Raw genomic sequence first — 14,234 nt, forward strand, 5'->3', positions numbered from 1 at the left:
CACACGCCGGCTGCGCTTTGTAGGGAACGCACAATCGGCGCCGCGCCGCGAAGCGCGCGGGCCGTTTAGGATGGTCGGTATGGAAATTGCAATGGTCGACGAACGGCATGTGCAGCAGGCGATGGCGCAGACGGCGCTTCCCGCCATGGACACATGCGCGCATGAAGGATATCTGGAACCGGCGCAGACGGATTGGGCGGGGCGTCCGCTGCCGCGGCTGCGCACGCCCGGCAGACTGCACTACGTGTGCTACGACGTGGCCGAATTCCAGAAGCTCGGCATCCCGGGGGCGTCGCGCGATGACCACGGCGCCGTCGTGTTCTCGCACGGCTTCTCCGAGTTCGCGGCCAAATACGGCGAGCTCGTCTGGTACTTCCTGCTCGCCGGATTCTCGGTATGCGTGCTCGAGCACCGCGGCCATGGCTATTCGGCGCGCGACGTGACCGATGACGAGATCGTCTACATCGACGACTGGCGCCGCTACGCCGCCGATCTCGCGAAGTTCACGAAGGAGGTCGGCGGCGCCTACGCACACGGCGGAAGGCTCACGTTGTTCGCGCATTCGATGGGCGGCGGCATCGCCGCGGCGATGCTCGAACGCTATCCGAACATCGTGGACAGGGCCGTGCTGTCGTCGCCGATGATCAAGGCGAACACCGGCGCGCCGAACTGGCTCGCGGCCGCCGTCTGCGGTGCGGCGTGCGACCTCGGGCACGCGAAGTCGATGGCGCCGGGACAGCACAGGTTCACGCCAGTGATCGACTGGAAGGACGAGCAGGGGGCGTGCGCCGCGCGGATCGAATGGTTCAAGAAGCTGCGCATCGCGAACACGCACTACCAGACGACGGCGGCCGCGAACGAATGGGTACGTCAGGCTGTGCGCATCTCGCATGCGATCCTCGACCCTCACATGTGCGAGCGCATCGACGTGCCGGTGCTGCTGTTCCAGGCGGGCGCCGACCACTGGGTCAGCAATCCGGCGCAGGACGTCTTCGTGCAGCGCGTGGGACGCGACGGCGGCCGCATCAGCAAGGAACGCGTCGACGGGTCGGTCCATGAGATCTTCTCGATGCCGAACGCCGTCGTCGCGCCGTATCTGCAGCGGATCTTCCGTTGGCTGCAGTCGGAGGAGACGGTGACTGTGCTGCCGTAGCCTGCGCCCGCAGCGGACGGCGTTGCGCCGGCCATCGGTGCGTTAGAATCACCTCGGGAAAAGCGGCGCGCGCGCCGGCAGCACGGCCGCGCATAGGAGAAAAGCGGGGCGTATAGTGACGCGGAACGCACGCGGTGATCGGAACGGCTCCAACGGCTCCGGAGACTCCGACGGCGAGCTCGGCGGTGCGTCGACGCGGCAGCCGGCGGACGATACGCGCAGCGCGCAGGAGCAGGTGCAGGACCTGCTGAACCGGTCGGCGCATGAGGAACGCGCCGACGCGGCACAGACGCTCGCCGACGAGACGGTCGCCACGCAGTCGCTCGAGCAGACGCCGAAGCGGATGATGGTCGGCGTGATGTACACATTGCTCGGCGGCGCATTGTGGGGCATCAACGGATCGGTCTCGAAGATCCTGATGGAGGGATACCACATCGCGCCGCTGTGGCTCGCATGCGTCAGGGAGATCGTCGCCGGCCTCATCTTCCTCGGCTGCGCGGCGGTCGGTTCGCGGCATGCGCTCGCCGCGGCCGTGAAAAGCGTGCGCGAATACCCGATGTACCTGTTCACGGCGCTCACCTGCGTCACGCTCGTGCAGGTCGCGTATCTGTTCTCGATCCATTGGACGAACGCGGGCACGGCGACGGTGCTGCAGACGGTGAATCTGCTGATGGTGCTCGTCTACGTGTGCATACGCGGCAAACGCAAGCCGACCGTCAAGGAGATCGTCGGCGTCACGCTCGCGTTCTCCGGCGTATGGCTGCTCGCGACCGGCGGCAAGGTCAGTTCGCTCGCGCTGCCGCTGCCGGGACTGCTGTGGGGACTCGCGGACGCGTTCTCATGCGCGTGCCTCGCGATCATCCCGGTCATGCTCATCGCGAAGTACGGCAACTTCGTCGTCAACGGCATCACGTTCCTGCTGTCGGGGCTGCTGCTGACGCCCTTCGTGCAGCCGTGGAAGGACGTGCCGCGGCTCGACGTGCGCGGCTGGGGGCTGCTCGCGTTCACGATCGTCGTCGGCACCTTCGTCGCGTTCTGGCTGTACATGGCCGGCGTCGTGCGCATCGGTTCGATGCGCGCGACGATGCTCAGCACGATCGAGCCGGTCATGGCGACGATCACGGCCGTCATGTGGACCGGCGCCGTGTTCACCGGCACCGATCTGGTCGGTTTCGCGCTCGTCATCGTGATGTCGTTCCTCGTGCAATGAACGCTGTGCGGTGAAGGTTGTGCAGTGAAGGTTGTGCAGTGAACGCTGTGCAGTGAGCGCGCGTCAGGCTGTGCCGGCTGCATAATCGGCCGTGGGCGCCGTGCGCGCGGCCATACAATCAGGAGTCGTTCGCGCATGTACGCAGAACGTACGGCGGCGGGAACGAGAAAGGATCGATTATGCTTTCGACGGCGCAGAATGTGGTCATGGTCGTGCTCAATGTGGTCGTGCTGATCGCGTTGCTTGTGTTCGGCGTGTTCGCCGTGTACAACAACCGGCCGAACTTCGAGCTGACGCCCGAGCATCTCTACGACCAGCAGAAGGGCCAGCAGTGGGGCATCTGGGTGTTCGTGTTCATCATCATCAGCTGGCTCGTGACGCTGCCGGGCGTGTTCTGGACGCTCGGCGACGGCTGGGTGCAGGCGCTGTGGTGGATCGAGCTCGCGTCGAACATCGCGTCGCTCGTGTGCTGCTGCGCGTCGATCTTCTACTATCATCGTCTCAACACGCGCCCGCACGACTGATGCGTTGATGCATCGCCATGCATCGGTGTTCGCGTGGAATACGCGGTAGCGCGGCATCGATGATTCGGCGCGGATGACATGGCGTAGGTGACATACGACAGTGGCGGCCGGAACTCAGAGAGGTTCCGGCCGCCACTGTCGTTACTGGATGCGCTTATCGGACGTGTCTTGCTGATCGCGTCATGTGATCGCCTTCAGCGTCGGCGATGCCGTAGGCTACTCCTCGCGACGGCGTGCGCTCAGCGTGGCGACGCCGCCGACGAACGCGAGCGTGAACGCCGTGATGAGCACGGCGTCGGTGCTTGCGCCGGTGGCGGCGAGCTTGCTGCTGGCGGTGTCCGTGACCTGCGCCGACTGCGGCGCCCTTGGCCTGCTGGGCGTCATCCACGGCGGCCTTGGCGTCGTCGGCGTCCTTCTGGGCGCTGGCGACCGCGTCACCGGTCTTGGCGACGGTGTCCTTGGCGGCCGTGAGCGCCTGATTGCGCTTGGTGAGCTCGTCCTTGGCAGCCTGCAGATCGGTGACCGTCTGCTTGGCGTCTGCGAGCCTCGCGGCGGCCGCATCCGCCGCCTGCTGCGCCTGCGCCGCCTCGGCCGCCTTGTCGGCCGCCTGGGCGTGCGCGGCGTCGCTGGCCTGCTTCGCCGTGTTGTAGGCGGCCTGCGCCTTGTCCAGATTCGCCTTGGCGTTCTGCATCGCAGCGTACTTGCTCGCCGCGTCGTCTTTGGCGGTCTTGGCCGCGTCGGTGTTCTGGTTCGCTTGGTCGAGCGCCTTCGCGGCGTCGTCGGCCTTGCGCTGTGCGGCGGTGAATGCGACGTCGGCGATATCGTAGGCCTTCTGTGCGTCGGTGAGCGTCGCGGAGGCCTGCGCGTACTTGGCCGACTGGGCGTCCGCCTGCTGCTGCGCGGCCGTCTTGGCGCGCTGCGCGTCCTCATGCTTCGTCAGTGCGCTGTCGTAGGCCTGTTCGGCGTCCGACTGCGCGGTCTGCGCGCTCGCGAGCGCATCCTGCGCGTCCTTGAGCTTCTGCTGTGCGTTGCGGATTGGATCGACGTACTCCTGCAGTTCCTGCTGATAGACGTCCGCGTCGGTGGGCGTCGCGTCGTCGACGCCGTCGTAGCTGATGGCGTGGCTGCTGTTCTCCATCGCGGAGGTCGGTACATGGCCAGCTCCTGGGTACTGGCTCACGCCGATGCCGGTGGCGGTTGCATTGGGATCGGAGCAGTTGAGGTAGTAGCCGATGGTTTTGTAGAGCTTAGGGTATTTCTGGTAGATCTGGTACGGGCTCATGGAGGCGAGACCCGGATACTTGCCGCTGAGGAGGGCATCTTCGTAGATGGCCTTCTCTGCCGTCCACCACCCGGCAAGAGGATCGCGGTATCCCCATGCCAAGTTCTCGGACAGATGAAGGTTGCTTGGCAGCACCTGATTATGCTTCATGACAAGCTTCGTGCCTGCATTCGCCTGCACCATCGCCGCGGCCATCGCGGCGTCGGAGATCTGCAACGGTGCGAGTCCTTCGTCGGCCCGCAGCTGGTTGAGCTGTTGGATGAGCGCCACCGCCTGGAGCATGTTGTCGAGACTCATGGCGTCCTTCGGGTTCCCTCTCTGCGTGTACTGCAGCCACGATCCGCCATCGGGCGGTGCGATCTGTTCCGGGTCGTTCGGATTCTTGGTGCTCAGCGCCGGATCCGTCAGCACCTGCTGCGCGAGCGTCGCATTGCGGTGCTCGGACCAGCCGAGCGCGCCCTTCTGCTCCAGATTGGTGGCATCGGCCGCCGCCTGCGTCGCGTCGTCGATGGCCTTCTGCGCGGCTTCGAGCCGCTGTTGGGCCGCCACCTTGTCCTGCCGGCCTTGTCGGCGGCCACCTTCTGCTCGGCGTTCTGCTTCGCGGTCGTCGCCGCCGCGAGTTCGTCCGCCGTCGTGGATTCGTTGCGTTCGGCGTCGGCGAGCGCGGCGTTCGCCCGGTCAAGCTCCTACCTGGCCGTATCCGCGTCATTGCGCGCGTTGCGCAGATCATCGCTGGCGTTCTGGTAGACGTCGTTCGCGTCGCTGAGCGCGGCGTTGGCCTGATCGGCCTGCGAACTCGCCGCCTGCGCCTGCTGCACCGCGCTTGCTGCCGTGTGCTGCTGCGGCTGCGCCGCCGGCTCGTCGGCGATGGCGACCATCGGTGCGCCGAGCGTGGCGACCGCGGCCATCGTGGCCACCGCCCCGTTCACCGCCTTCATCGTCGAGAACGGCCGGTTCTGCTCCTTGCCGCGCGGACGCGCGTGCTTTCCCTGTGTCATGATGGACCCCCTTCAGTGGTCTGGTGGCGACTCACGTCGTCGCTGCTCTTCTCAGGCAGCGTAATCCATCATAAAAGAAGAAAAAATAACACACGTGAGATTTGCAAAAATTACTTTCGGGCGACTATTATACGCGCTTCAATTGTTAATGCACTGATTTGTGTGAGATCGAGGGCGTCAATGTCCACATGGAACAACAGTGGTGTCATATGCGCGAAGGTGCGCAAGTCGTCAGGCGGCATCGTAAAGGTCCGCGAGACGGTGCTCGTCTCCAGAACGTCGAAATGTTCTCCGAACTGTTTGATTATTTGTTCGTTTGAATAATCGGTGTTGCGCAGCTGCTTGCGCGCGAGTTCGCGCAATTGTTCGTCGTGATGTACGCCGGGCACTGCTTTGATGACGATGGCGTCGTCCTTCATGACGCGGTGGAATTCCTCGGAATTCACCGGCGAAAAGATGTCGAGCATGCAGTCGATTGCGTGGCTGCGCACCGGCAGGTCGGCGAGGTTGCCGACGAACCATCTGACGGCCATGCTCGAATCCTCGCGTGCTGCTTGCTGGATCGAATCCTTCGAGATGTCGAAGGCGAGCAGATCGGCTTGCGGGTTCGCGCGCTGCACCGCGCGCGAGTAGAAGCCTTCGCCGCAGCCGACGTCCAGGATCGCGGGGCGCGCGTCGCCGCGCAGGCCGGCGAGGCCCATATCGGCGGGGACGCCGATATGCCGCTGGATGGTATCGAGCACGGCGTCGCGGATGTGGTCATAGTAACCGGCTTCGAGGATGCGTGCGCGGTTCGCGAACGATTCGCTGTTGTAGAACGGCGACTGCTTCGCGGCGGGCATGAGGTTGACATAACCCTGTTTCGCGATGTCAAAGGTATGGCGGTTGGCGCAGCGCAGGCTTGTGCCGTCCAGATGCAGCGTGTCGTGGCAGATCGGGCAGATAAAGTACCGTTCGCTGTCGCCGAAGCGCGCGATTCTCGCAGGATTCATGCCGCCATCGTAGCCGCGGAGGGCGTCAGGGGAGTGCCGGGCGTCATTGCAGGTCGGCGCGCTCCACGAGGCGTGCCATCTGGATGCGGCTCATGCACAGCCGGTCGCTTGCCGCCGACAGATGCGCTTTCGCCGTACGTTCCGAAATGAACATCCGCTGCGCGATCTGCGCGTTCGTCAATCCTTCGGCGGCGAGCATGACCGCTTCGCGTTCGCGTTCGGGCAGTGCGTCGAGCAGGTCGCGCGCCTGCTGTCGTCTGGCGTTCGGTTGCTGCAGATGCAGGTCGGCGATCAGCTGGCGTTCGCTTGCCGGATTGAACTGCGGCGCCCCGTCGCACACGCCGATGATGCGCCGGATGATGTCCTCCGGTGCATCGGTCTTCGAGATGAATCCCTCGGCGCCGGCCTCGACGGCGCGCTGCACCGTTTCGGTGGGACCGAGCGATGTCAGGATGAGCACATGCGGCGCATTGCCGCCATCGGCGCGGATCGCGCGCGTCAATGCGATGCCGTCCATGCTCGGCATCGCGATGTCCACAAGCACGACGTCGGGCATATGCGCCGTGATCTGTTCGAGGCATTCAGGGCCGGAGGTCGCGGTCGCGCAGACCTTCACCTGCTGCTGCGAATAATCGTTGAGGATGATGCGCATCGTCTGCCCGATCATCGGGTCGTCGTCGACGACGATGACCTCGATCGGTTTCGCGGCATGATCCTCCGTTGTAGTGTGCGCCATGTTCAGCCATCGTAATCGGCGGCGTCCCGTTCAGGGTCGGGCGGTCCACGGCAATGCGACGTCCACATGGAAGACATGATGGTCGTCGAAGCCGTAGCCGCAGTTGCCATGCAGCTGACGCACCCGTGCCGCAAGGCCGGTCAGCCCTTCGCCGTCACGGGCGGCATTGGCGCCGCGACGGCCGTCGGCACGGTGCTCTCCGGCATGGTGCTCCGGCGTTGTTGCGTCATGCGCGGCCGGAGCGGCCGCCGGACGCATTGTCTCCGTCGGAGATATCGGTGTCGAAGGCATCGGAGCGGACATCATCGATGTTGCGGATGACGTCGACGTTATGGATGACGGTGGCGTCGCGAGAGCCCGCGGCGGCACCTCGTTGCTCACGTGAATGTGGACTCCCTGCTTCGGCGACGCGTCCACCTGCAGGGCGACGGCCGTGCCGGCAGCGTGCCGCCTTGCGTTCGTCAGTGCCTCCTGCACGACGCGATAGGCGAGTTTCGAGACCTCGTCGTCCAGTGAACTCAGGTCGCGGATGTCGATCCACGAATCGATGCGCATGCCCGCTGCCCGTGAATCGTCGATCAGTTGATTGAGCGAGGTCCTCGTGAGCGACGTCTCGCAGGAAGGGGCGAACAGCGCGGCGGCCTGTTCGGGATGACGGAGCGTGTCGATGATCGTATGCGCTTCGTCGAGCGCTCCAGCCGCCTGCTTGCGGATGTCTCCCGCGGTCACGGCGATCGCATGCGCATCCTGCAGCACTGACGGCGGAGGATTGAGCTGTTCGACGCCCTGCTGCAGATGAGTCACGGTCGCCTGCAATGCGCTCGCGTTCAATGCGAGCAGCGACAGCGAATGGGCAAGCGTGTCATGCGCTTCGGCGGCGAGTGCGTCGGCGAACTGCTGGGAATCAAGGTTCTGCCGGAGCATCACGACGGTGTTCTGCGCGGCGTCCGCCTTGGCCTCCGCCGAGGTCGTGATGGCGCGTTGGCGTATATGCAGGCCGATGAGGACGCTCAATGCGACGCCGATGCCAGCGAAGACGCTCGCCGTCAGCATGATGACCGGACGGCCGACGAATAGCTCCGGCGCCGTGCCGTACTGGCTTCCGGTCCCGTTCCTCGTGAATATCGCCTGCCACAGCGACGCGTCCGGTCTGCGCAGCACGTCGCGCAGCTGACACCAGACGGTCACGGCGGCTGCGGCGGGCGTCGCACACCAGCCCAGCCGTTTGGAATTGCGCCGCGCGAGCAGTGATGCCAGCGCCATCAACGTCATCAATGCGTCGAAAGGAAACAGACACGTGCAGGCGCACGCCAGCCAGAACGTCATCGCCGGATGGTTCGAGCGCAGGAGCAGCAGCAAGCCGGAGGGCAGCGCCAGCAGCGTGCAGATGATGCACCACACGTAGTAGAAGGTGTTCGGAGTGCTGTCGACGCCGGCGAGGGCAGCCTGCATGAGGTTCGCGAAGCTGGCGAACGCCACCATCAGGATCGTGCACCATACGCGCGTGCGGACCGGGACGTCCATCGAGTCGATGGCGTCTGCGTGCCGGACGTCCGTATGTGCTGCCTGATCAAACATGCCACCATTATGGCCTTTGCCGTCATTGCGCGCCATTGGTCGGAGGGTCATATCCAGCTGGCTTGTGATGCCCGATGGGGCGAAGCGACATGCCCGTTCGTCCACTGTCGCGACGGGCCGTTCCTTCCTACAGTCGATAGCAGCACACATGCGATGCAAGGTGTGGCGAACGCGAAATACGCGGGAAGACAGGAAGGGAAACCATCATGACTACGGAACCCAAGAACGCTCGTCCGCCGCAACAGCCGACGAAGATGTCGGTATGCGGCATCATCGGTCTGGTGCTCGGCGTGCTGTCGATCGTGCTCAGCTTCATCCCGATCGTCAACAACGCGGCGGCCGTGCTCGGCGTCGTCGGCGCGGTGCTGGGCATCATCGCGATCGTCGGCACCTTCCGTGGCAAGAAGTCCGGCAAGGCGATCGCAATCGTCGGCACCGTGCTGTCGGTGCTCGCCGTCATCATCACGCTGAGCCTGCAGGCGTCGTTCAGCAAGGCGATCGACGACGCGACCGGCTCGTCGTCCGCCTCCACCTCGGCCTCGAGCGGCTCGAATACAGCGGATGCGAAGCAGTCAAAGCAGGACAAGGAAGGCGACCTCGACAACATGCATGTCAGCATCGTCTCCGCCGTGAAATCGGACAACGATTTCGAAGGTAAGCCGACCGTGCTCGTGACCTATGAGTGGAAGAACAACACCGACAAGAACAGCTCGTTCATGGCGCTCGCCAACGCCCAGGCCTTCCAGAACGGACAGGAGCTGGATACGGCCACCTACGGCATCGGCACGGAACCGGCCGGATATGACGCGAATTCGCTGGTCGCGGACGTCCAGCCGGGTGCGAGCGGCAAGACGACGATCGGCTACGTGCTCAAGGACGATTCGCCGGTCACCGTCGACGTCACCGATCTTTTCTCGCTCAACGACGACAAGATGGTCGAGCATAAGTTCGATCTGTGACGGAAAACGGGCAACAGCCGCCACCGTGTCGATGCGCGGCTGTTGTGACGGGCGCCGACCGTGGCGTATCCACCTCCGGGCGGATCCGCCGCGGCGTCTTTTTGTTGCCAAAATGTTGTCAAACCGACGTTCCGCGCGGCGGTGGCCTCGTTTGTCATGTGCTGACTCCGCTGCCGGATTGTTCTCAAATCGTTATCACAAGGCCCTTTTTCGACAAAGCAAAACGGCTGATTCCGTTGGGAATCAGCCGTTTCTTGCTAGTGCGAGCGGCGGGACTTGAACCCGCACGAGCATACGCTCACTGCCACCTGAAGACAGCGCGTCTACCATTCCGCCACGCTCGCAGACAAACATCGAATTTACACCATGCGTCGCATGTGTGCAACTCGGCGTGTTGCGAGTGCGGTGTAGCGTCGCGCGCCGTTCTAATCCTTGCGGGTCAGCGTATCGAGACGGTCATTGAGCTGGGCGAGCGTCGTCTGTCCCAGCTGTGCTTCGAGCGCGTGCTGTGCGGCGTCGAGTTCGCCGTCGAGCAATGTGTGGATGTTGCGTCCCACCGGGCATTGCGGGTTGGGATTGTCATGGAAGCCGAACAGCTTCCGATCCGATCCCTCAATTGCGCGGTAGACGTCCAGCAATGTGATCGACGTCAGCGGCCGTGCGATGTGTGCGCCGCCGACGCCGGCGTCGACGGTGGCAAGGCCGGCGTCCTTGAGCTTGCCGATGATCTGACGGATGATCACCGGGTTGACGTTGACGCTGTCGGCGATGAACGACGACGTCACCTTGTTCGTGGCGCCGAAATGCGCGATGCACAGCATGACGTGCACGGCGATCGGGAATCGTGACGATATGCGCATACCGTTTCCCTTTCCCTTCATGGCGGCTTCCTTTCTTTGTGTCCTTCGTGTCCTGAACCACGGCTGCCGGTGGGCGAGGGCGGGCGCATGCGCCACGGTTGCGTCCACCGTACGCGACGTCAACCGCTCTCCGGCAACCGTTGCGGCGCTTGGCGACGCGCCGACGGTTGTTGTAACAGTTGACATTACATCACAACGGTGCTTTACTGTCAATCAACAGGTTGTAACAAACAAAATTACAACCAGAAACGCAGACGCAGCAATGCAGGAAGGACATCATCATGGCACAGAAGATTGCGGTCATCGCGGCGAACGGCAGGGAAGGACGTCTGATCGTCGAGGAGGCCGTCAACCGCGGTCTCGACGTGACGGCCATCGTGCGCGGCGAGAACAAGACGGTTGCGCCGCACGCCATCATCAAGGACGCCTTTGATCTGACGAAGGACGATCCCAAGGGATTCGACGTCGTCGTCAACGCCTTCGGCACATGGACGCCGGAGACCTTCGACGAACTGCCGCGTGAGGTCGCGCATGTCGCCGATCTGCTCGCCGGCACCGATACGCGCTTCATCGTCGTCGGCGGCGCAGGCAGCCTGCTCGTCGAATCCGACGGCAAGAAGATCGCGCTCGAGGACACGCCGGACTTCCCGGATGCGTTCAAGGGCGTCTCCGCCGCGCATGGCAAGGCGCTCGCCGATTTGCGTACACGCGACGACGTCGAGTGGACCTATGTGAGCCCGGCCGCCAACTTCGTCGCCGACGGTCCGCGCACCGGTGAATACCAGCTCGCCGGCGACGACCTCACGCTGAACTCCAACGGTGAGAGCGAGATCAGCTACGCCGACTATGCGATCGGCATCGTCGACGAAATCGTCACCGACCATCCGCACATCCGCGAGCGCATCTCCCTCGTGAGCAAGTAACGAACAATGGGCGGCGGGATTATTGCCGCCAGCAATGCGCTGCCGCGCGTCCCGTTCCATCGACGATGTCGATGAGTCGGGACGCGCGGCAGCGCTTTTGCATCCCGTTTCGTCGGTCGGGTCGATGACTTGTCTCGCAAGGGGGCCGGTTTGCGTCCCGTTTCGTCGGTCGGTTCGATGACTTGTCTCGCAAGGGGGCCGGTTTGCGTCCCGTTTCGTCGGTCGGGTCGATGACTTGTCTCGCAAGGGGGCCGGTTTGCGTCCCGTTTCGTCGGTCGGGTCGATGACTTGTCCCGCAAAGGGGCGGGGCGTGCGTTCCCGTCTGTCGCTCGGTCGCTTATGGGCGTGCCGCTCCCGTTATCCGCGCGATCCGTTCGCGTAGAAGCGGGCGAGCGTCTCGTCGCGGAACTCGTCGAAGTATCCGCCGTCGATCGACGCGCGGATGTCGTCGAGCAGATGCACGAAGAAGTATTCGTTGTGGATCGTCGCGAGCGTGAAGCCGTTCATCTCGTGCGCGCGCAGCAGGTGGTCGACGTAGGCGCGCGAGTAGTGGGTGCATGTGTAGCAGCCGCAGCCCTCCTCGAGCGGGCCGAAGTCGTGCTTGTACTGTGCGCGCTTGATGTTGTAGCGGCCGTCGCGCGTGAAGATCGCGCCGTTGCGGCCGCAGCGCGCCGGCGCGACGCAGTCGAAGGTGTCGCCGCCGTTCTCGACGCATGCGAAGATGTCGTCCACCGCGGCGATGCCGAGCACGTGGCGCGGACGGCTTTCCGGCATCTCATCGCAGATCCACGCGCAGATGTTGCCGATGATGCGCTTCTCCATCGCGCCGCCGATGCCGACGCCGTCGAAGTCGAGCGACGCGATCTGCTGCGCCGCGTGACGCCGCAGATCCTCGTAGTTTGCGCCCTGCACGACGCCGTAGAGCGCCTGATACGGCTTGCCGACGCGCTCCGCCGTGAGCCGTTCGTGCTCGGCGACGCAGCGCTGCGCCCAACGGTAGGTACGTTCGACCGAATTCTCCTGATAGCGGCGTGTGTTCATCAGCGTCGTCAGCTCGTCGAACGCGAACATGATGTCGGCGCCGATCTTGTGCTGGATGTTCATCGATATCTCCGCCGAGAAGCGGTGCAGTGAACCGTTGAGCGGCGATTTGAAGGTCACGCCGTCCTCGTCGACGAAGGCCATGCGTTCCTTGCCTTCGGCGATGACGTCGTCCGATTTCATGCCTTTCACGTCCATCGCGAGCGTCTTCTTGAATCCGGCGCCGAGCGAGAGCACCTGGAAGCCGCCGGAATCGGTGAAGGTGGGGCCGTTCCAGTTCATGAACTTCGCAAGTCCCCCCGCCTCGTCGAGCACGTCCTCGCCGGGGCGCTCATACAGATGGAACGCGTTCGACAGCAGGCACTGCGCGCCGAGCTGCACCATCGATTCGGGAAGCACGGCCTTCATCGCGCCCTGCGTGGCGACCGGCACGAAGGCCGGCGTCCTGATGTCGCCGTGCGGTGTGTGCAGGATGCCAGTGCGTCCGTAGCGTGCGCCGCCCTTGCCTTTGCCGTCCGAGCTGTCCGGCAGCCGTGTGATCTGCTCGAAGTGGAAGGCGCTGCGGTCGCCCGGCTTGCCCGCCTCGGCGCCGCGCGGATGCTCGACGAGCTGCGGTGCCGGCGCGCTTGTGATGGTCGTGTCTGATGGAATGCTCGTGCTGGTCATGTGTGCAATTCTAGGGCCTGCGGTTGTCCATCGGCATGGGTCGTGCGCTTGCCGCTGTCTCGGTTCGTCATCCGCCATGCCGTCGCTCCGCCTTGGGGATTGTGTGATGAACCGCATTGCTGTCATTGGCGGAGGCTCATGGCCGGCGGCCATCTGCTTGGTCTGGCCTCGCCCCAATGTCGCCGATGACGTCGCGTATCGCCCCACATCGTCGATTTCGTCTGCATCATCGCTGCTGCCGTTCGATGGTGATGTGCCGTACGGAACCCTGACGGTGTTGGGCTGCGGCATGGACGCTTCTCGGATTTTCGTGAGTCTGAGTTGAGCAAGGGCGGGACGAGCGCATTCATTGATTACCGATGATTACCGATTGTCATCGCTCATCACTCGCCCTTCCTGAACTCCGTTGGTGATTTCCCGGTCCACATCGTGAATGCGCGGATGAAACTGTTCACTTCCGCATATCCGAGCATGAACGCGATGGAGTCCAGCGTCATCGAGCTCGACGAGAGATACTGCTCAGACAGCAGCAGTCGCACATGGTTGAGCTGTTTGCGGAACGTCATGCCCTCATCGGCGAGCTGCCGCTGCAGTGTGCGCGGGCTTGTGTGCAGTTCGGCGGCGACGTCATCCACGCCGCTGCGTCCCGACGGTAGCAGCGTCACCAACGCCGCGCGTACTTTCGCGGATGCGGATTCGTCGATTTCCAGCTGTTCCATGCGGCGTTTGAGCTCAGGTTCGAAATACCGCCACATCGCATCGTTCGCGTTCTTGAACGGCAACTGCAGATCCGCGGTCCGCAGACCGAGCGCGTTCGCGCCGGACTCGGTCACCGGTCCGCGTGCGAACTCCGCGAATGTCGCGCTGAGCGGGACGGTGGTCTCCACCATCGTTGGAGTGATGTCCTCCCCGGTGGCTTTGCGTAGGATATTCAGGATGAATGCGAACTCACCGCTCGCAGCGGATGCTCGATACGATCGCGTCGATGAGCGCGTGAGCGCGGCGGCGGGGCGCCGTGCGCGGGCGTCCCGTCGGCATCCGCCTCCCAAGGAACTTGCCATCAAACATGGTTTCGACTCTCAACAAACATTCAGGAAACGTCAAGTAGCCGCGCCTTAACTATGGGGATAGAGATTCCTCTACCGGTGACGAACAGTGCCGCGCGCGCCGCGCCGACGCACTACGATGACCGGTGACGAACACAGACAGACAGTGCATCGAGTGACGAATGGAGAGAACAGATGAGTGACGAGAACCGTTACCCGTGGGAGACCGACGACTCCCATCCGGCGCAACCCCAGCTGCAGGAACC

General features: G+C 63.9%; 13 protein-coding genes and 1 tRNA gene. 5 read left to right on the forward strand and 9 right to left on the reverse strand.

Translation table 11 applies throughout. The annotated features are described in order from the left end of the window. Window positions 1-79 precede the first annotated feature (79 nt). The 3 genes from BCHO_RS01700 to BCHO_RS01710 all read left to right on the forward strand — a co-directional run bounded on the left by BCHO_RS01700 (window position 80) and on the right by BCHO_RS01710 (window position 2,887). Window positions 80-1,153, forward strand: coding sequence for an alpha/beta fold hydrolase (locus BCHO_RS01700; RefSeq protein WP_024540462.1), 1,074 nt, complete (start codon window positions 80-82; stop codon window positions 1,151-1,153). A gap of 343 nt (window positions 1,154-1,496) precedes the next feature. Further along, on the forward strand, window positions 1,497-2,363 hold the full coding sequence (locus tag BCHO_RS01705; RefSeq protein ID WP_162146632.1) for a DMT family transporter: 867 nt from the start codon (window positions 1,497-1,499) through the stop codon (window positions 2,361-2,363). A 179-nt stretch (window positions 2,364-2,542) separates the two neighbouring features. After that, window positions 2,543-2,887: a hypothetical protein gene (locus BCHO_RS01710; protein WP_024540464.1), complete on the forward strand. Its 345-nt coding sequence runs from the start codon at window positions 2,543-2,545 to the stop codon at window positions 2,885-2,887. Between the two features lie 154 nt (window positions 2,888-3,041). Here BCHO_RS01710 and BCHO_RS01715 read toward each other — a convergent pair whose 3' ends face one another. From BCHO_RS01715 to BCHO_RS01735, 5 genes are all read right to left on the reverse strand, one after another. Beyond that, window positions 3,042-4,718 carry a hypothetical protein gene (locus BCHO_RS01715; protein WP_024540465.1) on the reverse strand — a complete coding sequence of 559 codons (1,677 nt, stop codon included), beginning with the start codon at window positions 4,716-4,718 and terminating at the stop codon, window positions 3,042-3,044. Window positions 4,719-4,855: 137 nt separating this feature from the next. Continuing rightward, window positions 4,856-5,167: a hypothetical protein gene (locus BCHO_RS01720; protein WP_024540466.1), complete on the reverse strand. Its 312-nt coding sequence runs from the start codon at window positions 5,165-5,167 to the stop codon at window positions 4,856-4,858. A gap of 110 nt (window positions 5,168-5,277) precedes the next feature. Continuing rightward, window positions 5,278-6,159, reverse strand: a complete 882-nt coding sequence (locus tag BCHO_RS01725; protein WP_024540467.1) for a putative RNA methyltransferase — start codon at window positions 6,157-6,159, stop codon at window positions 5,278-5,280. Window positions 6,160-6,202: 43 nt separating this feature from the next. Continuing rightward, complete coding sequence (locus BCHO_RS01730; protein WP_029675321.1) at window positions 6,203-6,895, reverse strand: response regulator transcription factor; 693 nt, start codon at window positions 6,893-6,895, stop codon at window positions 6,203-6,205. 30 nt (window positions 6,896-6,925) lie between these two features. Then, window positions 6,926-8,419 (reverse strand): sensor histidine kinase, encoded by a 1,494-nt coding sequence (locus BCHO_RS01735; protein ID WP_051354843.1) that lies wholly within the window; start codon window positions 8,417-8,419, stop codon window positions 6,926-6,928. Between the two features lie 260 nt (window positions 8,420-8,679). On the opposite strand from BCHO_RS01735, the gene BCHO_RS01740 reads away from it, so the two are divergent. Then, window positions 8,680-9,432: a DUF5067 domain-containing protein gene (locus BCHO_RS01740; protein ID WP_051354844.1), complete on the forward strand. Its 753-nt coding sequence runs from the start codon at window positions 8,680-8,682 to the stop codon at window positions 9,430-9,432. A gap of 261 nt (window positions 9,433-9,693) precedes the next feature. Here BCHO_RS01740 and BCHO_RS01745 read toward each other — a convergent pair. Together BCHO_RS01745 and BCHO_RS01750 are read right to left on the reverse strand one after the other, a co-directional pair. Next, window positions 9,694-9,776 (reverse strand) — tRNA-Leu (locus BCHO_RS01745). Between the two features lie 81 nt (window positions 9,777-9,857). Next, window positions 9,858-10,313 (reverse strand): Rrf2 family transcriptional regulator, encoded by a 456-nt coding sequence (locus BCHO_RS01750; RefSeq protein ID WP_237743010.1) that lies wholly within the window; start codon window positions 10,311-10,313, stop codon window positions 9,858-9,860. A gap of 260 nt (window positions 10,314-10,573) precedes the next feature. On the opposite strand from BCHO_RS01750, the gene BCHO_RS01755 reads away from it, so the two are divergent. Continuing rightward, on the forward strand, window positions 10,574-11,215 hold the full coding sequence (locus BCHO_RS01755) for an NAD(P)-dependent oxidoreductase (RefSeq protein ID WP_024540472.1): 642 nt from the start codon (window positions 10,574-10,576) through the stop codon (window positions 11,213-11,215). 357 nt (window positions 11,216-11,572) lie between these two features. Here the strand turns inward: BCHO_RS01755 and tgt are convergent, their stop codons facing one another. Beyond that, window positions 11,573-12,922 carry a tRNA guanosine(34) transglycosylase Tgt gene (tgt, locus tag BCHO_RS01760; protein WP_024541510.1) on the reverse strand — a complete coding sequence of 450 codons (1,350 nt, stop codon included), beginning with the start codon at window positions 12,920-12,922 and terminating at the stop codon, window positions 11,573-11,575. Between the two features lie 383 nt (window positions 12,923-13,305). After that, a complete protein-coding gene (locus BCHO_RS01765) occupies window positions 13,306-13,812 on the reverse strand; it encodes a helix-turn-helix domain-containing protein (protein ID WP_051354936.1) in 507 nt (168 codons plus the stop codon). Between the last annotated feature and the right edge of the window lie 422 nt (window positions 13,813-14,234).

The organism is Bifidobacterium choerinum (assembly GCF_000741135.1).
GTDB lineage: Bacteria > Actinomycetota > Actinomycetes > Actinomycetales > Bifidobacteriaceae > Bifidobacterium > Bifidobacterium choerinum.

What these genes read in the sequence shown, in the direction of transcription:
- tgt (WP_024541510.1), bottom strand. Translation starts at nt 12,922, where the DNA reads ATGACCAGCACGAGCATTCCATCAGACACGACCATCACAAGCGCGCCG.
- BCHO_RS01720 (WP_024540466.1), bottom strand. Translation starts at nt 5,167, where the DNA reads ATGACACAGGGAAAGCACGCGCGTCCGCGCGGCAAGGAGCAGAACCGG.
- BCHO_RS01755 (WP_024540472.1), top strand. Translation starts at nt 10,574, where the DNA reads ATGGCACAGAAGATTGCGGTCATCGCGGCGAACGGCAGGGAAGGACGT.
- BCHO_RS01725 (WP_024540467.1), bottom strand. Translation starts at nt 6,159, where the DNA reads ATGAATCCTGCGAGAATCGCGCGCTTCGGCGACAGCGAACGGTACTTT.
- BCHO_RS01705 (WP_162146632.1), top strand. Translation starts at nt 1,497, where the DNA reads ATGATGGTCGGCGTGATGTACACATTGCTCGGCGGCGCATTGTGGGGC.
- BCHO_RS01740 (WP_051354844.1), top strand. Translation starts at nt 8,680, where the DNA reads ATGACTACGGAACCCAAGAACGCTCGTCCGCCGCAACAGCCGACGAAG.
- BCHO_RS01735 (WP_051354843.1), bottom strand. Translation starts at nt 8,419, where the DNA reads ATGGACGTCCCGGTCCGCACGCGCGTATGGTGCACGATCCTGATGGTG.
- BCHO_RS01730 (WP_029675321.1), bottom strand. Translation starts at nt 6,895, where the DNA reads ATGGCGCACACTACAACGGAGGATCATGCCGCGAAACCGATCGAGGTC.
- BCHO_RS01750 (WP_237743010.1), bottom strand. Translation starts at nt 10,313, where the DNA reads ATGAAGGGAAAGGGAAACGGTATGCGCATATCGTCACGATTCCCGATC.
- BCHO_RS01765 (WP_051354936.1), bottom strand. Translation starts at nt 13,812, where the DNA reads ATGGTGGAGACCACCGTCCCGCTCAGCGCGACATTCGCGGAGTTCGCA.
- BCHO_RS01710 (WP_024540464.1), top strand. Translation starts at nt 2,543, where the DNA reads ATGCTTTCGACGGCGCAGAATGTGGTCATGGTCGTGCTCAATGTGGTC.
- BCHO_RS01700 (WP_024540462.1), top strand. Translation starts at nt 80, where the DNA reads ATGGAAATTGCAATGGTCGACGAACGGCATGTGCAGCAGGCGATGGCG.